Below are 17795 nucleotides of genomic sequence, written 5' to 3' on the forward strand. Positions count from 1 at the left end.
TTCGTTTATTTCCTATCTATTATTGTACCTGTTGCTTGTGCGGTTGGCATAATCAACATTTCATTGATATTTACATGGGCTGGCCTGCTCACTACAAACCATATGGCTTCGGCTATATCATCCGCGATCAATGGCTCTAGTCCATCATACACTTTTTTGGCTCTACCTTCATCTCCTTTAAAACGCACTTTAGAAAATTCCGTTTCGACCATTCCAGGATGTATTGCGGTTACTTTTATTCCATGGGTTAGCAAATCTATTCGCATACTTTTACTTAAAGCATCAACCGCATGTTTTGTAGCACAGTACACATTGCCATTGGGATAAACTTCCTTTCCGGCGATGGAACCTATATTGATAATGTGTCCACTTTTTTCGTTAACCATCCAGTTGGATACAATTTTAGTGGAATACAGTAAACCTTTTATATTGGTATCAATCATCGTATCCCAATCTGTGATGCTCCCTTTATGGATAGGATCTAAACCTTGACTGAGGCCAGCATTATTGATCAGTACGTTTACTTTTTTCCATTGTGCAGGCAAAGTTTCTAAATGATAAGACAGGTTTTCGAAATCCCTGATGTCTGCTACAATCCTTTTTACTTCTACCGCATACTTATCTTCGAGATGCTTTCCTATCTCTGCCAATAGTTCCTCTCTTCTGGCGACCAATATTAAGTTATACCCCTGAGCTGCTAGTAAATGTGCACATGCTGCTCCTATACCCGATGTTGCTCCTGTAATTAATGCCGTTTTCATGTCAATAAGTTTTTTTATTATGGATCGCTTATAAACTCAGATAGGTTTCACCCCTGGGCAAAGCTATAAATTTTTTATTAGGATAGGGCGGGTTTTTGGTATTGTAGGCTACTCAAAAAATAAACTGAAAGTAACATGACGTAACATTAACTTATCTATAGGTGCCGAATACGGACTTGGATCATTTTTCAAAACATTATTAAAGGAATACGACAGCTTTACTTCAGGTGACATCTTAAAATATTCAAAATACAAGTCAAATCCAAAGCCGGCTTCATAAGACAAAAAGTTCGTTACATTTTTTAAGAACTTTTCCATGGGCGGGTTTGGCGCATCATTGGTCCTTTTTTTAGAGGCAATGTCCATCGAATACTTTGCTCCTCCGATCACATAAGCTCTGAAATTATTCCTCCTATCGGATTTTAATTTAATTCCTAATGGAAAGTCAATCATAGTAGCTTGTACCTTTCGTTCTATTGGCGCGGCTTCTTCGATAAAATCATAATAGGCCAGACGATCGTTAAAAACCAATGTTGGTGTAAGCCTTAGATCTGCATTTTCGCCCAGGCGCTTGTTCACCACAAATCCAATTCCGAAACCTGGAGATGATACTGAAGAGATAGACCTTAAGGTTCTCGGTACCGGCACCCCATCTTCAGGATTAATGAAGGGTTGTTGCCAGGTGTCCTTTTTTAAGATCTTAAATTCGGAAGACATATATTGAAAGGTGAAACCAAAGTGCAGATTATCATCATCTACCCCGCCGCCCCAATTCTGAGCATTGGCTGTATTTACAGCCAGGCAGCACAAAAGCAGCAGAAATGATCTAGTTTTATTTAACACCTGTATATATAGCACTTATTCCAAAAGTCAACCGAATATCTTTACTCTTTTTAAAACCTACCTTATCCATTAGTTTGATAAAATCTTCCCCATCTGGAAATGCGGCAACTGATTCTGGCAAATAAGTATAAGCCCGACTATCTTTAGAAAAAACCTTGCCAAAAAAAGGAAGCACCTGCTGTGAATAGAAATTATAGCCTTGCCTGATTGGAAATGCCCTAGGTTTAGAAAACTCCAGAATTACGATCTTTCCTTCCGGTTTTAATACTCTATACATATCGGCAAGTCCCTTCTCCAGATTTTGATAATTCCTTACCCCAAAAGCTACAGTTATGGCATCAAAATGATTATCCGGGAAGTGTAATCCTTCTGAATCGCCCATTTGAACTGAAAAAATATGCTGAAGATTCCGCTCAGCGATTTTTTTTCTTGCTACATCTAACATTCCTTCAGATATATCTACGCCTATTATTTTTTCCGGTTTAAGAATGTTAATGGCTTCAAAGGCAAAATCACCTGTTCCAGTAGCCACATCCAACATAACCCTTGGTTTTATGGCTTTAAGTTCCTTAATCGCCTTTTTTCTCCATAAAATATCAATCCCTAGCGAAAGAAAATGATTTAAAAAATCATAAGTTCCTGATATATTATTAAACATTGTGGCTACCTGTTCCTTCTTTGTAGCCTCTTGAGATTGGTATGGTGTAATGTTTTCGTTCATGGTAAGCAGCAAAGATAAGTATTGTTGAAAACTAATTTTCTACCTTTGTCAAATGATTATAAAATCAGCAACATTTATTTGTAGTAATACAAAGGTATCGGCGCTACCCGTAGCCAATATGCCCGAATATGCATTTATCGGTAGATCTAACGTGGGTAAATCTTCATTGATTAACATGTTAGTGAACCAGCACGGATTGGCAAAAACATCGCAAAGACCTGGTAAAACCCAGCTTATTAACCATTTTTTAATCAATGAGCAATGGTATATCGTCGATTTACCTGGATATGGATACGCTAAGGTATCTAAAAACAGCAGAGAAAATTGGGAAAAATTTATCCGTAACTATATCACCAAGAGGGAAAGTTTGCAATGTGTATTCGTTTTGATAGACAGCAGATTGGAACCTCAAAAGATTGATCTTGAGTTTTGCTGCTGGATGGGTGAAATCCAAATCCCTTTTGCTCTGATCTTTACAAAGGCAGACAAGCAGTCGACAGTAAAAACAGATAAAAACGTTGCTTTATTTAAAAAAGAGTTAGGCGGATGGTTTGAAGAAATCCCTCCATACTTTGTAACCTCTGCAGAAAAAGGACTAGGAAGAGATAAGGTTTTAGATTTTATTACCCAGGTGAATCTTGATTTTGCCATGCCAATCTTAACTCCAAAGGACGATTATTAAATTATAGCTTATTCATGAAGAAATATTTTTCTTTGGTATTGTTCGCGCATTCAGTTTTTGCGCTACCTTTTGCAATGATTGGTTTTTTTTTAGGTGTAACGACTACCGAAAATCCTTTTAACTGGCTAAAACTGGCCCTCGTACTATTATGTATGGTATTTGCACGGAACGCAGCCATGGCTTTTAACAGGTATCTGGACAGAAATATAGACGCCAAAAATCCACGTACGCAAATGCGGGATATTCCGGCTGGAAAAGTATCTGCCAGAGAAGCATTGACTTTTGTAATCATCAATTGTGTGCTCTTTGTGATCACCACGGCTTTTATCAATAATCTGTGCCTTTACCTTTCACCTATTGCTTTATTTGTCGTTTTATTTTACAGTTATACGAAAAGATTTACAGCCTTATGCCATCTCGTTTTAGGATTAGGACTTTCCTTAGCTCCTATTGGTGCTTACATTGCTGTAACGGGTGAATTTAATCTTGTTCCTGTACTCTACTCTTTAGCGGTACTATTTTGGGTAAGCGGTTTTGATATCATCTATGCGCTACAGGATGAAGATTTTGACAAAGGTGAAAAGCTACATTCCATTCCGGCGGCTTTAGGAATAAAAAATGCTTTGAACTTATCAGTTGGCCTGCATATTTTATCTGCAACATGCGTTATATTACCAGCATTCTTTACTACTTTTAGCTGGGTATATTACATTGGGGTAGCTTTTTTCTGTTTCATGTTAACCTATCAGCATTTGCTGGTTAAGCCGAATGACATTAGTAAAGTAAACAGAGCGTTTGCTACCACTAATGGGTATGCCTCGGTTGTTTTTGCCGTTTGCTTTTTACTGGATGCCTTTTTAAGAACTCATTATAACTTTTAGATCCCATGATCAACCTTACCATACCAAAGAAAATACGTACTTATATCCCTCAGGACCTTCAAATTGAATGGGAGAACCTAGAGCCAATTTTAAATGAGCTGTTATCGCGTCCGATAAACAATGTGAATGAATTGGAGCAATGGCTTAAGGACAAAAGTGAGCTTGAGGCTGCTTTAGAGGAGGATTTTGCCTGGAGGTATATTAGAATGAGCTGTGACACTGCAAACGAGGAACTGGTTAAGAATTTCCAATATTTTGCTACTGAGATTGAACCTAAAATTTCTCCCATTGCCAATCAACTGAATCAAAAGTTCAATGACAGTCCATTTATTGATGAGCTGGATCAGGAAGAGTACTTCGTTTATATCCGTGCCATCAGAAAGGCTTTGGAAATTTACAGGGAAGAAAACGTTGAATTATTAACCAAATTACAGGTTGCACAGCAAAGATATCAGGCTACTACGGGCGCCATGAGTGTAACCATTAATGGTGAAGAATATACACTGGAGCAAGCTGCAAACTTTATTAAAGATACGGACAGACAGGTAAGACAACAGGCCTGGGAAACCATACAACAACGTCGCCTAGTTGACAAAGACGACTTAAACCTATTGTTTGATGAATTGATTGTAATGCGCCATCAGGTAGCCTTAAATGCAAATTTTGAGAACTATAGAGATTATATGTTTCAGGCCTTAGGCAGGTTTGATTATACTCCTCAGGATTGTTACCTTTTTCACGAGGCCATAGAAAAGAAGATTGTTCCAATTCTTAAAGAACAAGCTGAAAAAAGGGCTGAATTATTAGATCTGGAGGTACTTAAACCTTGGGACATGGAGGTAAGTACTACCGGAAAAGCTGCTTTAAAACCATTTAAAAATGGCACGGAATTAATTGATAAGAGTATTGAGTGTTTCAATGCGATTGATCCAAAGCTGGGCCAGATGTTAGCGATCATGAAAGCGAATAAGCTTTTTGATGTAGAGAGCAGAAAAGGCAAGGCACCAGGTGGATACAATTATCCATTGGCAGAAACAGGTGCTCCATTTATTTTTATGAACTCAGCTAACTCGCTTAGGGATTTAACCACCATGGTACATGAAGGTGGGCATGCCATCCATACTTTCCTTACTGCAAATCTGGAATTAAATGACTTTAAGCATTGTCCATCTGAGGTGGCTGAACTTGCTTCGATGAGCATGGAATTGATCTCTATGGACAACTGGAATATCTATTTCGACAATGAAGAAGACTTGATCCGAGCGAAAAAAGAGCAATTGATTGATGTACTAAAAACACTCCCTTGGGTTGCTGTCATCGATCAGTTTCAACACTGGATATACACTAACCCAGGCCATAATCCGGCTGATCGCGAGGAAGCTTTTAAACAAATATACAGCCGCTTTGGTGCTGGTTTTACAAACTGGGATGGTCTTGAAAAGGAATTTGGCAATATCTGGCAAAAGCAACTTCATCTTTATGAAGTACCATTCTACTATATAGAATACGCTATTGCACAATTGGGTGCGATTGCCATCTGGAAGAATTATAAAGAAAATCCACATAAGGCATTGCAACAATACCTGGAAGCGCTTTCTTTAGGATATACCAAACCTATTAATGAAATATACGAAACAGCGGGTATTAAATTTGATTTCAGCCCCGACTATATTGAACAATTGGCATCATTTGTTAAAGACGAATTACAAAAATTAGGATAATTTTATGCTTGAAAAACTGTTCCGAAAAAAGTCTATTGACAAAATATTAGCCGATGCCGAAAAGGGATATGGTGACCATGGGAATTCCCTACATAAGACCCTTGGTGTTAGAGACCTAACTGCTTTTGGTATTGCTGCGATTATAGGAGCAGGTATTTTTAGTACAATTGGTAAAGCAAGTGCGGACGGTGGTCCGGCTGTAATTTTTCTATTTATTTTCACGGCCGTTGCCTGTAGCTTCGCGGCTTTTGCTTATGCAGAATTTGCGTCGATGGTACCCGTTTCGGGAAGTGCTTACACCTATTCGTACGTTGCATTTGGTGAGTTGGTTGCCTGGATCATTGGCTGGTCGCTCATCATGGAATATGCGATTGGAAACATTACAGTAGCCATTTCCTGGTCTGATTATTTTACCGGACTGCTCTCCTCGATCAAGATTCCTGCCTTAAATATTAACGGGATTAACCTTCCCGATTGGATGACCATGGACTACCTTACGGCCTATAACGGGCATAAGCATGCTGATGCATTGATCCATGCGGGAAAAAGCTATGAAAATCTCGATAATGCTACCAGGATAGCTCACAATGCCTGGATGACAGCTCCAAAAATTGGCAGCTTTCATCTTGTCGCTGATTTACCTGCCTTAGGTATCATTATATTCATCACCTGGCTGGTTTACAGAGGGATGAAAGAGTCCAGAAATGCGAGTAATGCAATGGTTATTGTAAAACTGGCAGTAATTTTACTGGTACTTGCTGTTGGTGTATTTTATGTAGATACCAAGAACTGGAATCCTTTTGCTCCAAATGGAGTATCTGGTGTATTGAAAGGTGTATCTGCAGTATTCTTTGCTTATATCGGCTTTGATGCAATATCTACTACTGCTGAAGAGTGTAAAAATCCTCAACGTGATTTGCCTCGCGGAATGATGTGGGCCATTATTATATGTACCATATTATATGTAGCCATTGCATTGGTTCTTACCGGTATGGTTAACTTCAGTTTACTTGCCGTTGGAGATCCCCTTGCCTTTGTTTTCGATCAGTTAGATCTAAAAATCATGAGCGGAATTATTGCCGTTAGTGCTGTTTTTGCGATGGCCAGCGTATTGCTGGTATTTCAAATGGGACAACCTAGAATATGGATGAGCATGAGCCGTGACGGCTTATTACCCAAATCGTTCTCTAAAATCCACCCTAAGTACAAAACGCCTTCTTTTGCAACTATAGTTGTAGGCTTTGTTGTTGCGGTTCCTTCCTTGTTTATGAACCTCACCATAGTAACCGACCTGTGTTCTATTGGAACTTTATTTGCATTTGTTCTGGTTTGTGCTGGCGTATTGGTTTTACAAAACAAACCGGATATTAAAAGAGGGAAATTCAAAATACCTTATGCAAATGCAAAGTATATCATCCCGATTCTATTTGCTGGCCTTCTGGTTATGGCTTTTACATTATATAAAAAGGAGACCTCAGCCTTCATCTGGAATACACCAGCCATAAATAGTCCAATAAAGATCATTACTTCTTTAAACGATGTGGAGCGTGTTGTGGTCAAGCAAGAGATTGCGGCCGAACAAGCAAGGGTTATGCCTATTGAAAATAGCGTTGATGCTGAGGCTTACCTAAATAAGTTAACGGAGCAACAATACCAGGATTTTATTGACAAATCCGCTATCGACAGTGCTAAAAAATATGAGACTGGCTGGGAGCTATTCAAACATAAAATTCCGATGTGGATCTTTTTCTTCCTGAGCATCGCCATCACCTATTTCTGTATTACAAAAAACCTATCTCTTATTCCGGTTCTGGGATTACTAAGCTGCTTATACATGATGTGTGAGCTAGGCATCTCTAACTGGATTGGTTTTGGAATCTGGCTACTTGTTGGCTTAGTTGTTTACTTTTTATATGGTTATAAGCACAGTAAACTTAGTGTAGAAAAAAATCCCCAATAGAAAATATTATTGAGATTTATTATAATATATTAATAATAAACCCTACATTAGAGTGGTAATTCAGCATGAGTTACTAAATGCTCTTTTTACCCCATTTTGGGGAAAGCAAACTGAGCATATTGATTTGCCTTCCTAATTATCCCTATAGTTGTTTGGTCGGACGACCAGCAATAAAGGCTCCTCCCCGGAGCCTTATTTGTTTAAGGATAAATCACAAAGAAATGATTAGTTTTTAGACTGGCAACCTAGTCAATTCTATATCATCTGGCGTTACAAATATCAATGGAACTTTTTCCACATCCACATAACTAGAATCCAATCCAAAACTCCGTTCCTCAGAAAGACTCAGACGTTTAAGGATGAAATAATAATCCATAATGGTACGTTCATAAAGGCTCAACTTAGAGAACTTAGATAAATGTTTTTCCAATAGCACAAACCTAAAATCTCCTGCAATTTTGTGCTTATTCAAAGATGTATACTGACTGGTAATATCAACCTCACCATTCTTAACCAACTCTTCAATTACCTTCCGATACAGCAAATTAACACGCTGCTCTACCCTGAAACCGAGCTTAAAGTCAATCCTGATTAATTTACCTGGAATCAGAAACTCGACTTTATACTCCCTTGTAAATGGTTCATCAACTACATCAACGTGAACCAACCAATAAACATCAGCACGTTTTGGTTCTTTTTGAATAATCGAATAAATAATTTTCGACTCAATTTCTGTTTTAAAATTCGCGCTTGTTAAATATACCAATTGTGAAGAGTATTTTGGGACAGAAATGTCCTCACTCAGTTCACTTATAATTTGATAGTAATCTTCAATTTCAACGTATTTAACAAATCTGTTTTTGATTTTTCTGGCGATATACCAACTCCACATCACGGTAAATAATGCAGAACCGATCAATACGGTTACCCATCCGCCATGGAAGAATTTGGACATATTCCCGACTAAAAACGTCATCTCAATCATCACATAGATCAACAAGAATATCCCAATAATGTATACTGGTATTTTCTTGCGTTTCATATAAGCCGCAATCAGAATCGTGGTAGATAAAAATGTCAGGTTAATAGCCAAGCCATAAGCCCCTTCCATTGCTCCTGAATTTTTAAATATTAAAACGATAGCTATACATCCAGCCCAAAGAATCCAGTTGATTGAAGGCACATAAATTTGTCCTTTCTGATTACTTGGATAATTGATCCTCACTTTTGGCCATAAGTTTAATCTTACGGCTTCAGAGATTAGTGTAAAAGAACCTGTAATCATGGCCTGACTGGCAATTACCGCGGCAACAGTTGCCAAGGCAACCATAAACAACAGGTATGGTGCAGGAACAATTTCGAAGAAAGGATTTAATCCAGTATCATAATTACCATGATGTAAAATCCATACGCCTTGCCCAAGGTAATTTAAGATCAGCATGATTTTAACAAAAACCCAACTCACTCTAATGTTTGACCGACCACAATGTCCCATATCAGAATATAATGCTTCGGCCCCAGTTGTACATAAAAACACACCACCTAAAATCAACAATGCCATAGGGTTACTAGCCAGTAATTTAACTGCGTAATATGGATTTAAAGCCGCAAATATGGTAGGATCTTTTATGACAAATAATATTCCCAATAGACCTAAGGCACCAAACCATAAAAACATAATTGGTCCAAACAGCTTACCAACAAGGTTTGTCCCAAATTGTTGTATAACGAATAATCCAGTAATAATGGCGATTACAATAGGTATAACGCTTACCGTAGGGAACTTCAACTGCAAACCTTCTATAGCCGAAGTAACGGTAATACTTGGGGTAATGATTCCATCGGCCAATAAGGCACAACCACCTACAACGGCAGGGATAACCAGCCATTTCGCATTTTTACGCACCAAAGAATATAGAGAGAATATTCCACCCTCACCTTTATTATCGGCTCGAAGGGTAATGATCACATACTTGACAGTAGTTTGCAATGTTAGTGTCCATATGATGCAGGAAAGAGCACCTAGAACAAGGTCGGATGTAACCACCTGTCCACCTCCAACTACGGAATTAAAAATTGCCTTAAGGGTATAAAGAGGTGAAGTACCTATATCACCGTATACAATGCCTAAACTTACTAATAAACCACCAGCAGTAAGCGCATTAAAATTCTTATTATTTGACACTATTTAATAATATAAATGGATAGTATTTAATTAAAACAGAGGGCAAAAGTACAGTAAATAAACAAAATTAAGCCATTAATGTTTAAGAAGAAATCCCTGCATCCTAAGAATCGAAAAGGATATTCAACGGCGAAACATGTTAAATATTGTTAAATATGAAAATAGTAAACAAAATGATTGATTTTTTTATTTAATTATTTATATTTTTGGCAATACCAAACATGAAGATACAACGAAAAGTCGCACGCCTCTTGAGCATTTCCTGCATATTATGCATGAGTGTTTTGTGCAGCGTTAGTGTTTTCGGTCAAAAGACAGACAGTTCATCTGTTGGTATCAGGGCGAAAAAGATCAATAAAACGCCTCAGATCAAAGGAAGTGTAACTACTTATAAGCCAAAATACAATTTTGGATATGTTCAATACAACGACATCATTTCTGCCAATAAGAATGCCAACAACCTTAAACAAGAAAAGATTCTGACTGTTCTGAAAGTGTATCCTAATCCTGTTGATGATCAGATCAACTTGATTCTGCGCATAGACAGAGAATCTAACCTTTCTGTTAAAATCATGGATCTATTGGGTAATGAGATCGTCACACTTTCTAATGAGCGCGTGCCAGCCGGCGAACAGACAAAGAGTTACACCATCCCAAACCGTTTAAATAGCGGTATTTATTTCCTTAAAATCATGTCAGGCACTGAAACTATTGTGAAACGTATTTCCGTTTTATAAAGATTCTAAACCTTGTATCCTCTTATTTCTTTCGTATTTTTGATACCAGAAAACATCGTGGCTTAATCCTTGTTAGCTACATCATTTAAAATACACATCCACAGCATGAAGATAATTGCCATAGGACGCAACTATGCCGAACACGCCAAAGAATTAAACAACCCCATCCCTGATAGTCCAGTCATATTTCTAAAACCGGATACAGCTGCGTTAAAAGACAACAAACCATTTTATATTCCTGATTTTTCCTCAGACATTCATTATGAGCTTGAAGTTGTCCTAAAAATAAGTAAGGAGGGAAAACACATTTCAGAAAAATTTGCGCATAAATATTACGAAGAACTTGGTTTAGGTATAGACTTTACAGCGCGCGATATTCAGACGGCTCATAAGGCAAAAGGACTTCCATGGGAACTCGCAAAAGCTTTCGACAATTCGGCAGCAATTAGCAGTTTCGTTCCTAAAACGGAATTTGAAAACATATACGATCTGCCCTTCGAATTAAAGATCAATGGTAGCAGCAGACAAAATGGGAATACAAAGCGCATGATATTTTCCTATGAAAAAATCATTGCTTTCGTATCGCGCTACATCACCTTAAAAAAAGGAGACCTTATTTTTACAGGAACGCCTGAAGGTGTCGGACAAGTACACCAAGGTGATAAACTGGAAGCTTGGTTACAAGGAAAACAACTACTTGATTTTGATATAAAATAGCGTTAATGATTAAAAAGTATATACTCCTGCTTCTTACAGTCTTATTTTCATTAAACTCGTACAGTCAGCAAATTTTTAGCAATAACAAATATCCTTTGGTAGACTTCAGGCCGCCCTTAGACATTGTACCTCCTGCCCTGGCAGGTTCTTTTGGTGAGCTTCGCGGCAATCATTTTCACTCGGGAATGGATTATCGCACCAATCAACGGGAAGGCTACCCAGTTTATGCGATTGCCGATGGTTACATTTCACGTTTACGCGTTCAGAACAGCGGCTTTGGCTTAGCGTTATATATAAACCACCCAAATGGTTATACTTCTGTTTACGGACACCTACAACGATTTGGGCCCAAAATAGCACAGCAAGTTAAAGCAATTCAATATCAGAAAAAGTCTTACGAGATTGATGAATTCCCTAATGCGCAATTTATCCCTGTACGCAAAGGCGACCTGATTGCTTATACAGGAAATACAGGTAGCTCTGGAGGACCTCATCTTCATTTTGAGATCAGAGATACCAGAACCGAAGCTACAATCAACCCGCTATTGTTTGGCCTTCAGATCCAGGACAACATCCCCCCTGTAATTTATTCGATGTATGTATATCGCTTAAACAAAAAGCCTTTTAATGAGTTTACCCCAAAACAGTACTTTCAAGTTCTGGGAGCTGACGGCACCTACCATCTAAATAAAGTAAATACCATTAACCTTGGTGGTGAAGTAGGGTTTGGCATCATCACTACGGATAAGCACAATGGTGCATCTGGCACCAATGGTGTTTATTCTATAGAGTTAGCATTGGATGGTCAAACGATTTACACCTCGGCATTGGAGAAATTTTCTTTTGAAAACAGTAAGGCCATTAACTCACATATTGATTATCCTACTTACATTAATACAAAGAAAAGCATTCAGAAGAGCTTTGTGGATCCAGGTAATCCATTAAAAATTTACTACAATTTGATAAACAATGGAAGGATGGAATTTAGCGATGGAAAACTGCATCAACTAAAATATACCATTACTGACGGCAAGGGTAACAAAAGTGTACTCGCCTTTAATGTACAGGCTGATGCAAAAGCGACAATCAATACTCCAGCAGAAACTCCAGGTGCTTTAAACTTTGCCTACAACACTGTAAACGAATTTAACAATGGAGAAGTAAAGGTTGTGATCCCTAAGGGAAGCTTGTACAACGATTTAAGCTTTGTTTATAAAAGGCTTCCTAAGCCTGTTGGTAATGCCTACTCGGCCTTACATCAGATCCACAATAACCTTACTCCACTACATGCTGGTTTTGACCTTTGGATAAAAGCAGATAGTGCTTTAACTAAATACAAAGAAAAGGCTTTGATTGTAAACGCAGCCAGATCATCACAAGGTGGATATTTTGAAAACGGATATGTAAAAGCTACACCACGCAACTTTGGAAGCTTTTTTATAGCCATAGATACGATACCTCCTACCGTTACGCCAATTAACATTGCTGAGGGCAAAAGTATGGCAGGGATCAGCAAAATGTCGTTTAAAATCAGAGACAACCTATCAGGTATCAAAAGCTTTAATGGCTACATTGATGGCAAATGGATTTTAATGGAGTTTGATGCTAAATCGGCCAGTTTATGGCACACCTTTGATGAGCGAACTACGCCGGGAAAACATACGTTGGAGATCATTGTTATTGACATGAAAGACAACATCAAAAACTATTCAATTACTTTTTACAAATAGACATTATGAGCGAACTTAAAGAAGGTCAAAAAGCACCCGCTATTTCTGCCAAAGATCAGGATGGAAATACGATAACACTTGATCAGTTTATCGGAAAAACCGTTGTTCTATATTTTTACCCTAAGGATAACACTCCGGGCTGTACAGCTGAGGCATGCGACTTCAGAGATAACTATCAGGGATTAATGGCTAAGGGAATTGTAGTTTTAGGCGTAAGCGTGGATGATGAGAAGTCTCATCAAAAATTTATAACTAAATATAGTCTACCATTTCCACTACTAGCGGATACCGATAAGAAAATTGTAACGGATTACGGCGTTTGGGGTGAAAAGAATATGTATGGCAAGAAATACATGGGAACAAACAGAACAACTTTTGTTATTGATGAAAATGGTGTAATTGCGCATATCATCAAAAAGGTTGACACGAAAAACCCTACCGCTCAGGTATTGGAATTACTTCCTTAACTAAACTGCTGATCTTTTCGTATAATTCATTGGCATGAAAGGGTTTTGAAATATAATCATTCATGCCAATAGAAAGGCACTTTTCCATCTCACCTTTAATCGTATGGGCAGTCATTGCTACAATTGGCACGTCCTTTTTATATGATTCCATATTGCGGATATGAACAGTCGCTTCATATCCATCCATTTCAGGCATCTGCAAATCCATTAATATGATATCAAAATCTGCAGCACTATACTTATGCAAGGCGATTTCACCATTCTCGGCTACGGTAGTTTCATAACCATGTTTCTGCAATAGTTTAATGACCAGTAGCTGATTTATTGCATTATCCTCGACAATCAAAACTCTTATCCCCTTCCCGGACGTTACATCAGCGCTCGAAGTTAGATCTTTGTTATGCTGCCCATCCCAGCGATCCTTACAGAGATTCGTTTTAAAAAACGACAATTTAACACAAAACTCTGAACCTTGATTAGGAACACTATCTACATTAATTTCGCCATGTTGCATTGTGATTAAGTGTTTTACAATGCTTAGACCAATTCCTGTACCCCCAAATTTTCGGGTCATGTGATTTGTTCCCTGCTCAAAAGGCTCAAAAATTTTGTCCCGCTTTTCAATAGGTATACCTATCCCTGTATCCTTAACCCTAAACTCAATTGCAATTCGCTCATCGTCATCATCTGAGACTGCCTTAGCTGTTATAGAAACATGACCATATTCAGTAAACTTAAGCGCATTGGAGGTTAGACTTAACAGAATTTGGGAAAGTCTAACCGAATCCCCGTATATAATACAGTCTGGAATATTATCATCCAGACTGTAGCTTAGGCCAATTTTTTTTTGTTTTGCATTAGACTCCATTAACTGGTAGATAGCCGCCACAGCATCTCTTAAATTAAATGGCAGTTTCATAAAACTAACTTCACCTGTTTCAATATTGGAGAGATCGAGAATATCATTTAATGTTGCCAACAAATGTTCTCCCGATTTTACGATCATCTTAATCGATTCCTGCTGGTCTTTCTCTGTTAATGATTCCTGTAAATATCTAGCAAATCCCAATATGGCATTCATAGGGGTTCTGATTTCATGACTCATATTTACGAGGAAATGCTTTTTTGCTTTTTCGAAATGCTCGGCCCGCTCCTTCTCCCGAATTAGATTTTCTTCAGTAAGCTTAAGTTCAACAATCTTTTGTTCAAAAGTATTGGCCATGTCATTAAAGGCCATTGCTAAAACTCCTACCTCATGTCGGGAATAAACATGGACCCTGGCTTTAAAACTTCCTTTTGTAACCAGAGCAACGCCCTTAGTAATGCCATTGAGATCCTCAATCAGGCTTCGATTGAGGGTAATTACGATAAACACACCAATTGTAGCTAATACCAATGAAAGTACCGGCAGAGGAGCTATTGCAAATCCAGAGGCATAAAGCCCAACAAAACCTAATAAAGCAATGATGACTATGATGAAATACAATTTCCTTGAAATCGAGACATCGTTCAACCTCTTTAGTAAAGTGGAAATAACCATAAATGGAACGCGTTAAATATTTTAAACCCCCAGTATTTTAAATACGCAATAAAAATAGGCACTACAGGTGCTATTCAGACTGTTCATTTTGTTCAAAAAAAGGTGTAAAATAACTGTCCCAGTGAGCCTTTGCAACAAAAAAGGGCTGCATCATTTACATGATGCAGCCCCTCTTTAAGCTATAATGAGCGGTTTATGCTTTCTTTCCGACTTTATGTCCAGATACTGCAAAAAACCAGATGTATAAATAACAAGGTAATACACTAACAAAAAATGCCAGTTGAAAATGCATACCTGCATAATCTTTTAAATAACCATAAATTAAAGGCCAGATGGCACCACCGGCAATACCCATAATCATGATGGCAGAACCGGTTTTGGTGAATTTACCCAAGCCTTTGATACCTAGTGGAAAAATAGCTGGCCACATTAAAGAGTTTGCTAAACCCAAGAGACCTACAAATATTACGGAGGTATAACCATCAGTAAAATAAGCTGCACAAACAAAGATCACCCCTGTGATTGCACAGATTTTAAGGGCCGCCTGTTGAGTTATGTATTTAGGAATGGTAGCAATACCGATAAAATAACCGACTAACATACTGGTTAAGGTTAGTGTCGTAAAGTATTTACTGATATCAGGACTAATGCCTAATTCTTTACCGTAAACACCAATAATATCGCCTGCCATTACTTCAGCAGCCACATAAACGAAAATACAGAATGCACCTAAAAACAAGTGCGGAAACTGAAAAATAGAAGTTTTAGCAGTTTTGATGTCTTCACCCTCAATCACTTCTTCTTTATCTACATCTACCTCTGGTAAATGTGAATATTTAATAAATAATGCAAAAGCAACAAATACGATTGCTAACACAATATATGGTGTATAAACACGTCCTAAAACTTCGGCAAGCAATGCTTCTTTTTGGGCAACAGTTGTGGTCACATCATTAATTTTAGCTTCGATACCGGAAGCATTCTTAAGGAACAAGGTGCCCATGATAATCGGTACGATGATGCCTGCAAACTTATTACACAAGCCCATGATACTAATGCGCTTTGCAGCACTTTCTATGGGACCAATGATACTGATGTATGGATTAGAAGCTGTTTGTAATAAAGATAAAGCTGCACCCTGGATAAAAATCCCAGTTAAAAACAAACCGAAACTTCTTGAACTTGCGGCAGGGATAAAAACAAGAGAACCTACGCCCAATACAATCAAACCAATAACTAATCCATTCTTAAATCCAAGTTTTTTAAGTATCCATGAAGATGGTAACGCTAAAAAGAAATAAGCAATGTAAGATGCAAAAGTAACAAGAAAAGCCTCGAAATCGGTTTTAAGACCACAAGCAAGTTTTAAAAATGGGATTAATGTACTATTGGCCCAGGTTACAAAGCCAAAAATAAAGAACAAAGCTCCAATCGTTACAATGGGAGAAATTACTGACGATTTTGTTTGGTTTGTCATGATTAAGTTTAATGATTTAATTTTGTGTGATGCTTACTTCTTTAACTATTTTAAAAACTTCAAGCTCTAAAAATATAAATTTTCATTGAATTCCATGCTTAATTAAAATATAGTTAGACTATTTATCAGCGCAAACGGTTGTTTTAATGAAAGATTATAGCTAAAAACAATTGAGTTGACTCCAATTACAGCTGATGCAACTTTATTATTAACTATTAAGACTTAATTTTTTCTGCACAAACGTTTGTTTTAATATTCTACATGCACAAACGCTACATTTTGAGCAGATAAGGAGATTTAACCCTGATTATAAGTATCAATTCAAATAAGGGCCTGTGATCAACAACAAGAAGACGGCAATTTGGATACAGCCCAATGTATTTTTAATTACATTTGCCATATTAATCAACAACCCCAATTAATGAAACATAAAATAAGTGAATTAGAGGATATCGCTGCTCAAGTAAGAAGGGATATTGTTAGAATGGTACATGCCTGCCAATCGGGTCATCCGGGTGGATCATTAGGATGTGCAGATTTTATGACTGCATTGTATTTTGAAATCATGAACCACTCTACTGATTTTAAGATGGATGGAAAAGGCGAAGATTTGTTTTTTCTTTCAAACGGACACATTTCGCCAGTTTTTTACAGCGTATTGGCCCGATCAGGTTATTTTGAAGTAAGCGAACTGGCTACTTTCAGAAAGTTAAACTCAAGATTACAAGGTCACCCAACAACTCATGAAGGACTTCCTGGTATCAGAATCGCATCTGGCTCTTTAGGTCAAGGCATGTCTGTTGCTATCGGTGCGGCTCAGGCTAAAAAATTAAATAAAGATCATTCACTTGTATTTGTTTTACTTGGAGATGGTGAATTACAAGAAGGTCAAAACTGGGAAGCCATTATGTATGCTCCCCATAATAAAGTAGACAACCTGATTGCTTCAATCGATTATAATGGTCAGCAAATAGATGGCCCAACAGAAAAAGTATTATCTCTGGAAAACCTTCAAGCTAAATTTGAAGCTTTTGGATGGCATGTGATCAATTCTGATGGTAACGATATGGATGCAATTACTAAGGCATTACACTACGCTAAATCATTAACGGGTAAAGGGAAACCAATTTTAAACTTAATGAGTACGCAAATGGGTGCTGGTGTTGATTTCATGATGGGATCGCACAAATGGCATGGCGTAGCTCCTAACGATGAACAGCTTGCGGCTGCCTTAGCTCAATTAAGTACTACCCTTAAAGATTATTAAGCATGAAGAAGTATACATACACTGAAAAAAAAGATACACGCTCTGGCTTTGGAGCTGGATTGCTTGAAGCAGGAAAAAAGAACCCTGAAGTCGTAGCACTTTGTGC

General features: G+C 37.8%; 15 protein-coding genes and 1 pseudogene. 10 read left to right on the plus strand and 6 right to left on the minus strand.

The features are described 5' to 3' along the window. Positions 1-5: 5 nt before the first annotated feature. From BLS35_RS27185 to ubiE, 3 genes are all read right to left on the minus strand, one after another. Positions 6-761, minus strand: a complete 756-nt coding sequence (locus tag BLS35_RS27185; RefSeq protein ID WP_090787808.1) for an SDR family NAD(P)-dependent oxidoreductase — start codon at positions 759-761, stop codon at positions 6-8. A gap of 108 nt (positions 762-869) precedes the next feature. Next, complete coding sequence (locus tag BLS35_RS27190; RefSeq protein WP_090787811.1) at positions 870-1604, minus strand: type IX secretion/gliding motility protein PorT/SprT; 735 nt, start codon at positions 1602-1604, stop codon at positions 870-872. After that, positions 1594-2325, minus strand: coding sequence for a bifunctional demethylmenaquinone methyltransferase/2-methoxy-6-polyprenyl-1,4-benzoquinol methylase UbiE (gene ubiE, locus BLS35_RS27195; protein WP_090787814.1), 732 nt, complete (start codon positions 2323-2325; stop codon positions 1594-1596). The genes BLS35_RS27190 and ubiE overlap by 11 nt, the downstream gene beginning before the upstream one ends. A 52-nt stretch (positions 2326-2377) precedes the next feature. On the opposite strand from ubiE, the gene yihA reads away from it, so the two are divergent. From yihA to BLS35_RS27215, 4 genes are read left to right on the plus strand one after another with little or no spacing between them, the layout of a single operon-like run. Beyond that, positions 2378-3007: a ribosome biogenesis GTP-binding protein YihA/YsxC gene (gene yihA, locus BLS35_RS27200; RefSeq protein WP_090787817.1), complete on the plus strand. Its 630-nt coding sequence runs from the start codon at positions 2378-2380 to the stop codon at positions 3005-3007. Positions 3008-3021: 14 nt separating this feature from the next. Further along, the gene (locus BLS35_RS27205) at positions 3022-3888 is read left to right on the plus strand and encodes a UbiA-like polyprenyltransferase (protein ID WP_090787820.1); all 867 of its coding nucleotides are present in this window, start codon (positions 3022-3024) and stop codon (positions 3886-3888) included. Between the two features lie 5 nt (positions 3889-3893). After that, complete coding sequence (locus BLS35_RS27210; RefSeq protein ID WP_090787823.1) at positions 3894-5609, plus strand: M3 family oligoendopeptidase; 1716 nt, start codon at positions 3894-3896, stop codon at positions 5607-5609. Positions 5610-5613: 4 nt separating this feature from the next. Beyond that, positions 5614-7569 (plus strand): amino acid permease, encoded by a 1956-nt coding sequence (locus BLS35_RS27215; RefSeq protein WP_090787826.1) that lies wholly within the window; start codon positions 5614-5616, stop codon positions 7567-7569. Positions 7570-7801: 232 nt separating this feature from the next. On the opposite strand, the gene BLS35_RS27220 is transcribed toward BLS35_RS27215, so the two are convergent. Further along, positions 7802-9754, minus strand: coding sequence for a KUP/HAK/KT family potassium transporter (locus BLS35_RS27220; RefSeq protein WP_090787830.1), 1953 nt, complete (start codon positions 9752-9754; stop codon positions 7802-7804). A gap of 221 nt (positions 9755-9975) precedes the next feature. Here BLS35_RS27220 and BLS35_RS27225 point away from each other — a divergent pair, with 221 nt between their 5' ends. The 4 genes from BLS35_RS27225 (at position 9976) to bcp (ending at position 13405) form a co-directional block, all read left to right on the plus strand. Continuing rightward, on the plus strand, positions 9976-10491 hold the full coding sequence (locus tag BLS35_RS27225; RefSeq protein ID WP_254779169.1) for a T9SS type A sorting domain-containing protein: 516 nt from the start codon (positions 9976-9978) through the stop codon (positions 10489-10491). Positions 10492-10596: 105 nt separating this feature from the next. Beyond that, a complete protein-coding gene (locus BLS35_RS27230; protein ID WP_090787835.1) occupies positions 10597-11208 on the plus strand; it encodes a fumarylacetoacetate hydrolase family protein in 612 nt (203 codons plus the stop codon). Between the two features lie 5 nt (positions 11209-11213). Next, on the plus strand, positions 11214-12938 hold the full coding sequence (locus BLS35_RS27235; protein WP_090787838.1) for a M23 family metallopeptidase: 1725 nt from the start codon (positions 11214-11216) through the stop codon (positions 12936-12938). Positions 12939-12943: 5 nt separating this feature from the next. Continuing rightward, the gene (gene bcp, locus BLS35_RS27240; RefSeq protein WP_090787840.1) at positions 12944-13405 is read left to right on the plus strand and encodes a thioredoxin-dependent thiol peroxidase; all 462 of its coding nucleotides are present in this window, start codon (positions 12944-12946) and stop codon (positions 13403-13405) included. Here bcp and BLS35_RS27245 read toward each other — a convergent pair. Together BLS35_RS27245 and BLS35_RS27250 are read right to left on the minus strand one after the other, a co-directional pair. Further along, positions 13374-14945, minus strand: coding sequence for a response regulator (locus BLS35_RS27245; protein WP_090787843.1), 1572 nt, complete (start codon positions 14943-14945; stop codon positions 13374-13376). The genes bcp and BLS35_RS27245 overlap by 32 nt on opposite strands. Before the next feature lie 193 nt (positions 14946-15138). Then, positions 15139-16422: a sugar MFS transporter gene (locus tag BLS35_RS27250; RefSeq protein ID WP_090787846.1), complete on the minus strand. Its 1284-nt coding sequence runs from the start codon at positions 16420-16422 to the stop codon at positions 15139-15141. A 400-nt stretch (positions 16423-16822) separates the two neighbouring features. Between BLS35_RS27250 and BLS35_RS27255 the strand changes: the two genes are divergently transcribed. Continuing rightward, positions 16823-17689 (plus strand): transketolase, encoded by an 867-nt coding sequence (locus tag BLS35_RS27255; protein ID WP_256375334.1) that lies wholly within the window; start codon positions 16823-16825, stop codon positions 17687-17689. Between the two features lie 2 nt (positions 17690-17691). Further along, a pseudogene (locus tag BLS35_RS28265) lies at positions 17692-17795 on the plus strand (transketolase family protein); the annotation flags it as partial.

This window comes from Pedobacter sp. ok626 (assembly GCF_900100435.1).
Classification (GTDB): Bacteria; Bacteroidota; Bacteroidia; order Sphingobacteriales; family Sphingobacteriaceae; genus Pedobacter.

Coding starts and splice junctions, on each gene's coding strand:
- BLS35_RS27245 (WP_090787843.1), bottom strand. CDS start 14,945: ATGGTTATTTCCACTTTACTAAAGAGGTTGAACGATGTCTCGATTTCA.
- BLS35_RS27225 (WP_254779169.1), top strand. CDS start 9,976: ATGAAGATACAACGAAAAGTCGCACGCCTCTTGAGCATTTCCTGCATA.
- BLS35_RS27230 (WP_090787835.1), top strand. CDS start 10,597: ATGAAGATAATTGCCATAGGACGCAACTATGCCGAACACGCCAAAGAA.
- BLS35_RS27205 (WP_090787820.1), top strand. CDS start 3,022: ATGAAGAAATATTTTTCTTTGGTATTGTTCGCGCATTCAGTTTTTGCG.
- BLS35_RS27185 (WP_090787808.1), bottom strand. CDS start 761: ATGAAAACGGCATTAATTACAGGAGCAACATCGGGTATAGGAGCAGCA.
- bcp (WP_090787840.1), top strand. CDS start 12,944: ATGAGCGAACTTAAAGAAGGTCAAAAAGCACCCGCTATTTCTGCCAAA.
- yihA (WP_090787817.1), top strand. CDS start 2,378: ATGATTATAAAATCAGCAACATTTATTTGTAGTAATACAAAGGTATCG.
- BLS35_RS27235 (WP_090787838.1), top strand. CDS start 11,214: ATGATTAAAAAGTATATACTCCTGCTTCTTACAGTCTTATTTTCATTA.
- BLS35_RS27215 (WP_090787826.1), top strand. CDS start 5,614: ATGCTTGAAAAACTGTTCCGAAAAAAGTCTATTGACAAAATATTAGCC.
- BLS35_RS27210 (WP_090787823.1), top strand. CDS start 3,894: ATGATCAACCTTACCATACCAAAGAAAATACGTACTTATATCCCTCAG.
- BLS35_RS27250 (WP_090787846.1), bottom strand. CDS start 16,422: ATGACAAACCAAACAAAATCGTCAGTAATTTCTCCCATTGTAACGATT.
- ubiE (WP_090787814.1), bottom strand. CDS start 2,325: ATGAACGAAAACATTACACCATACCAATCTCAAGAGGCTACAAAGAAG.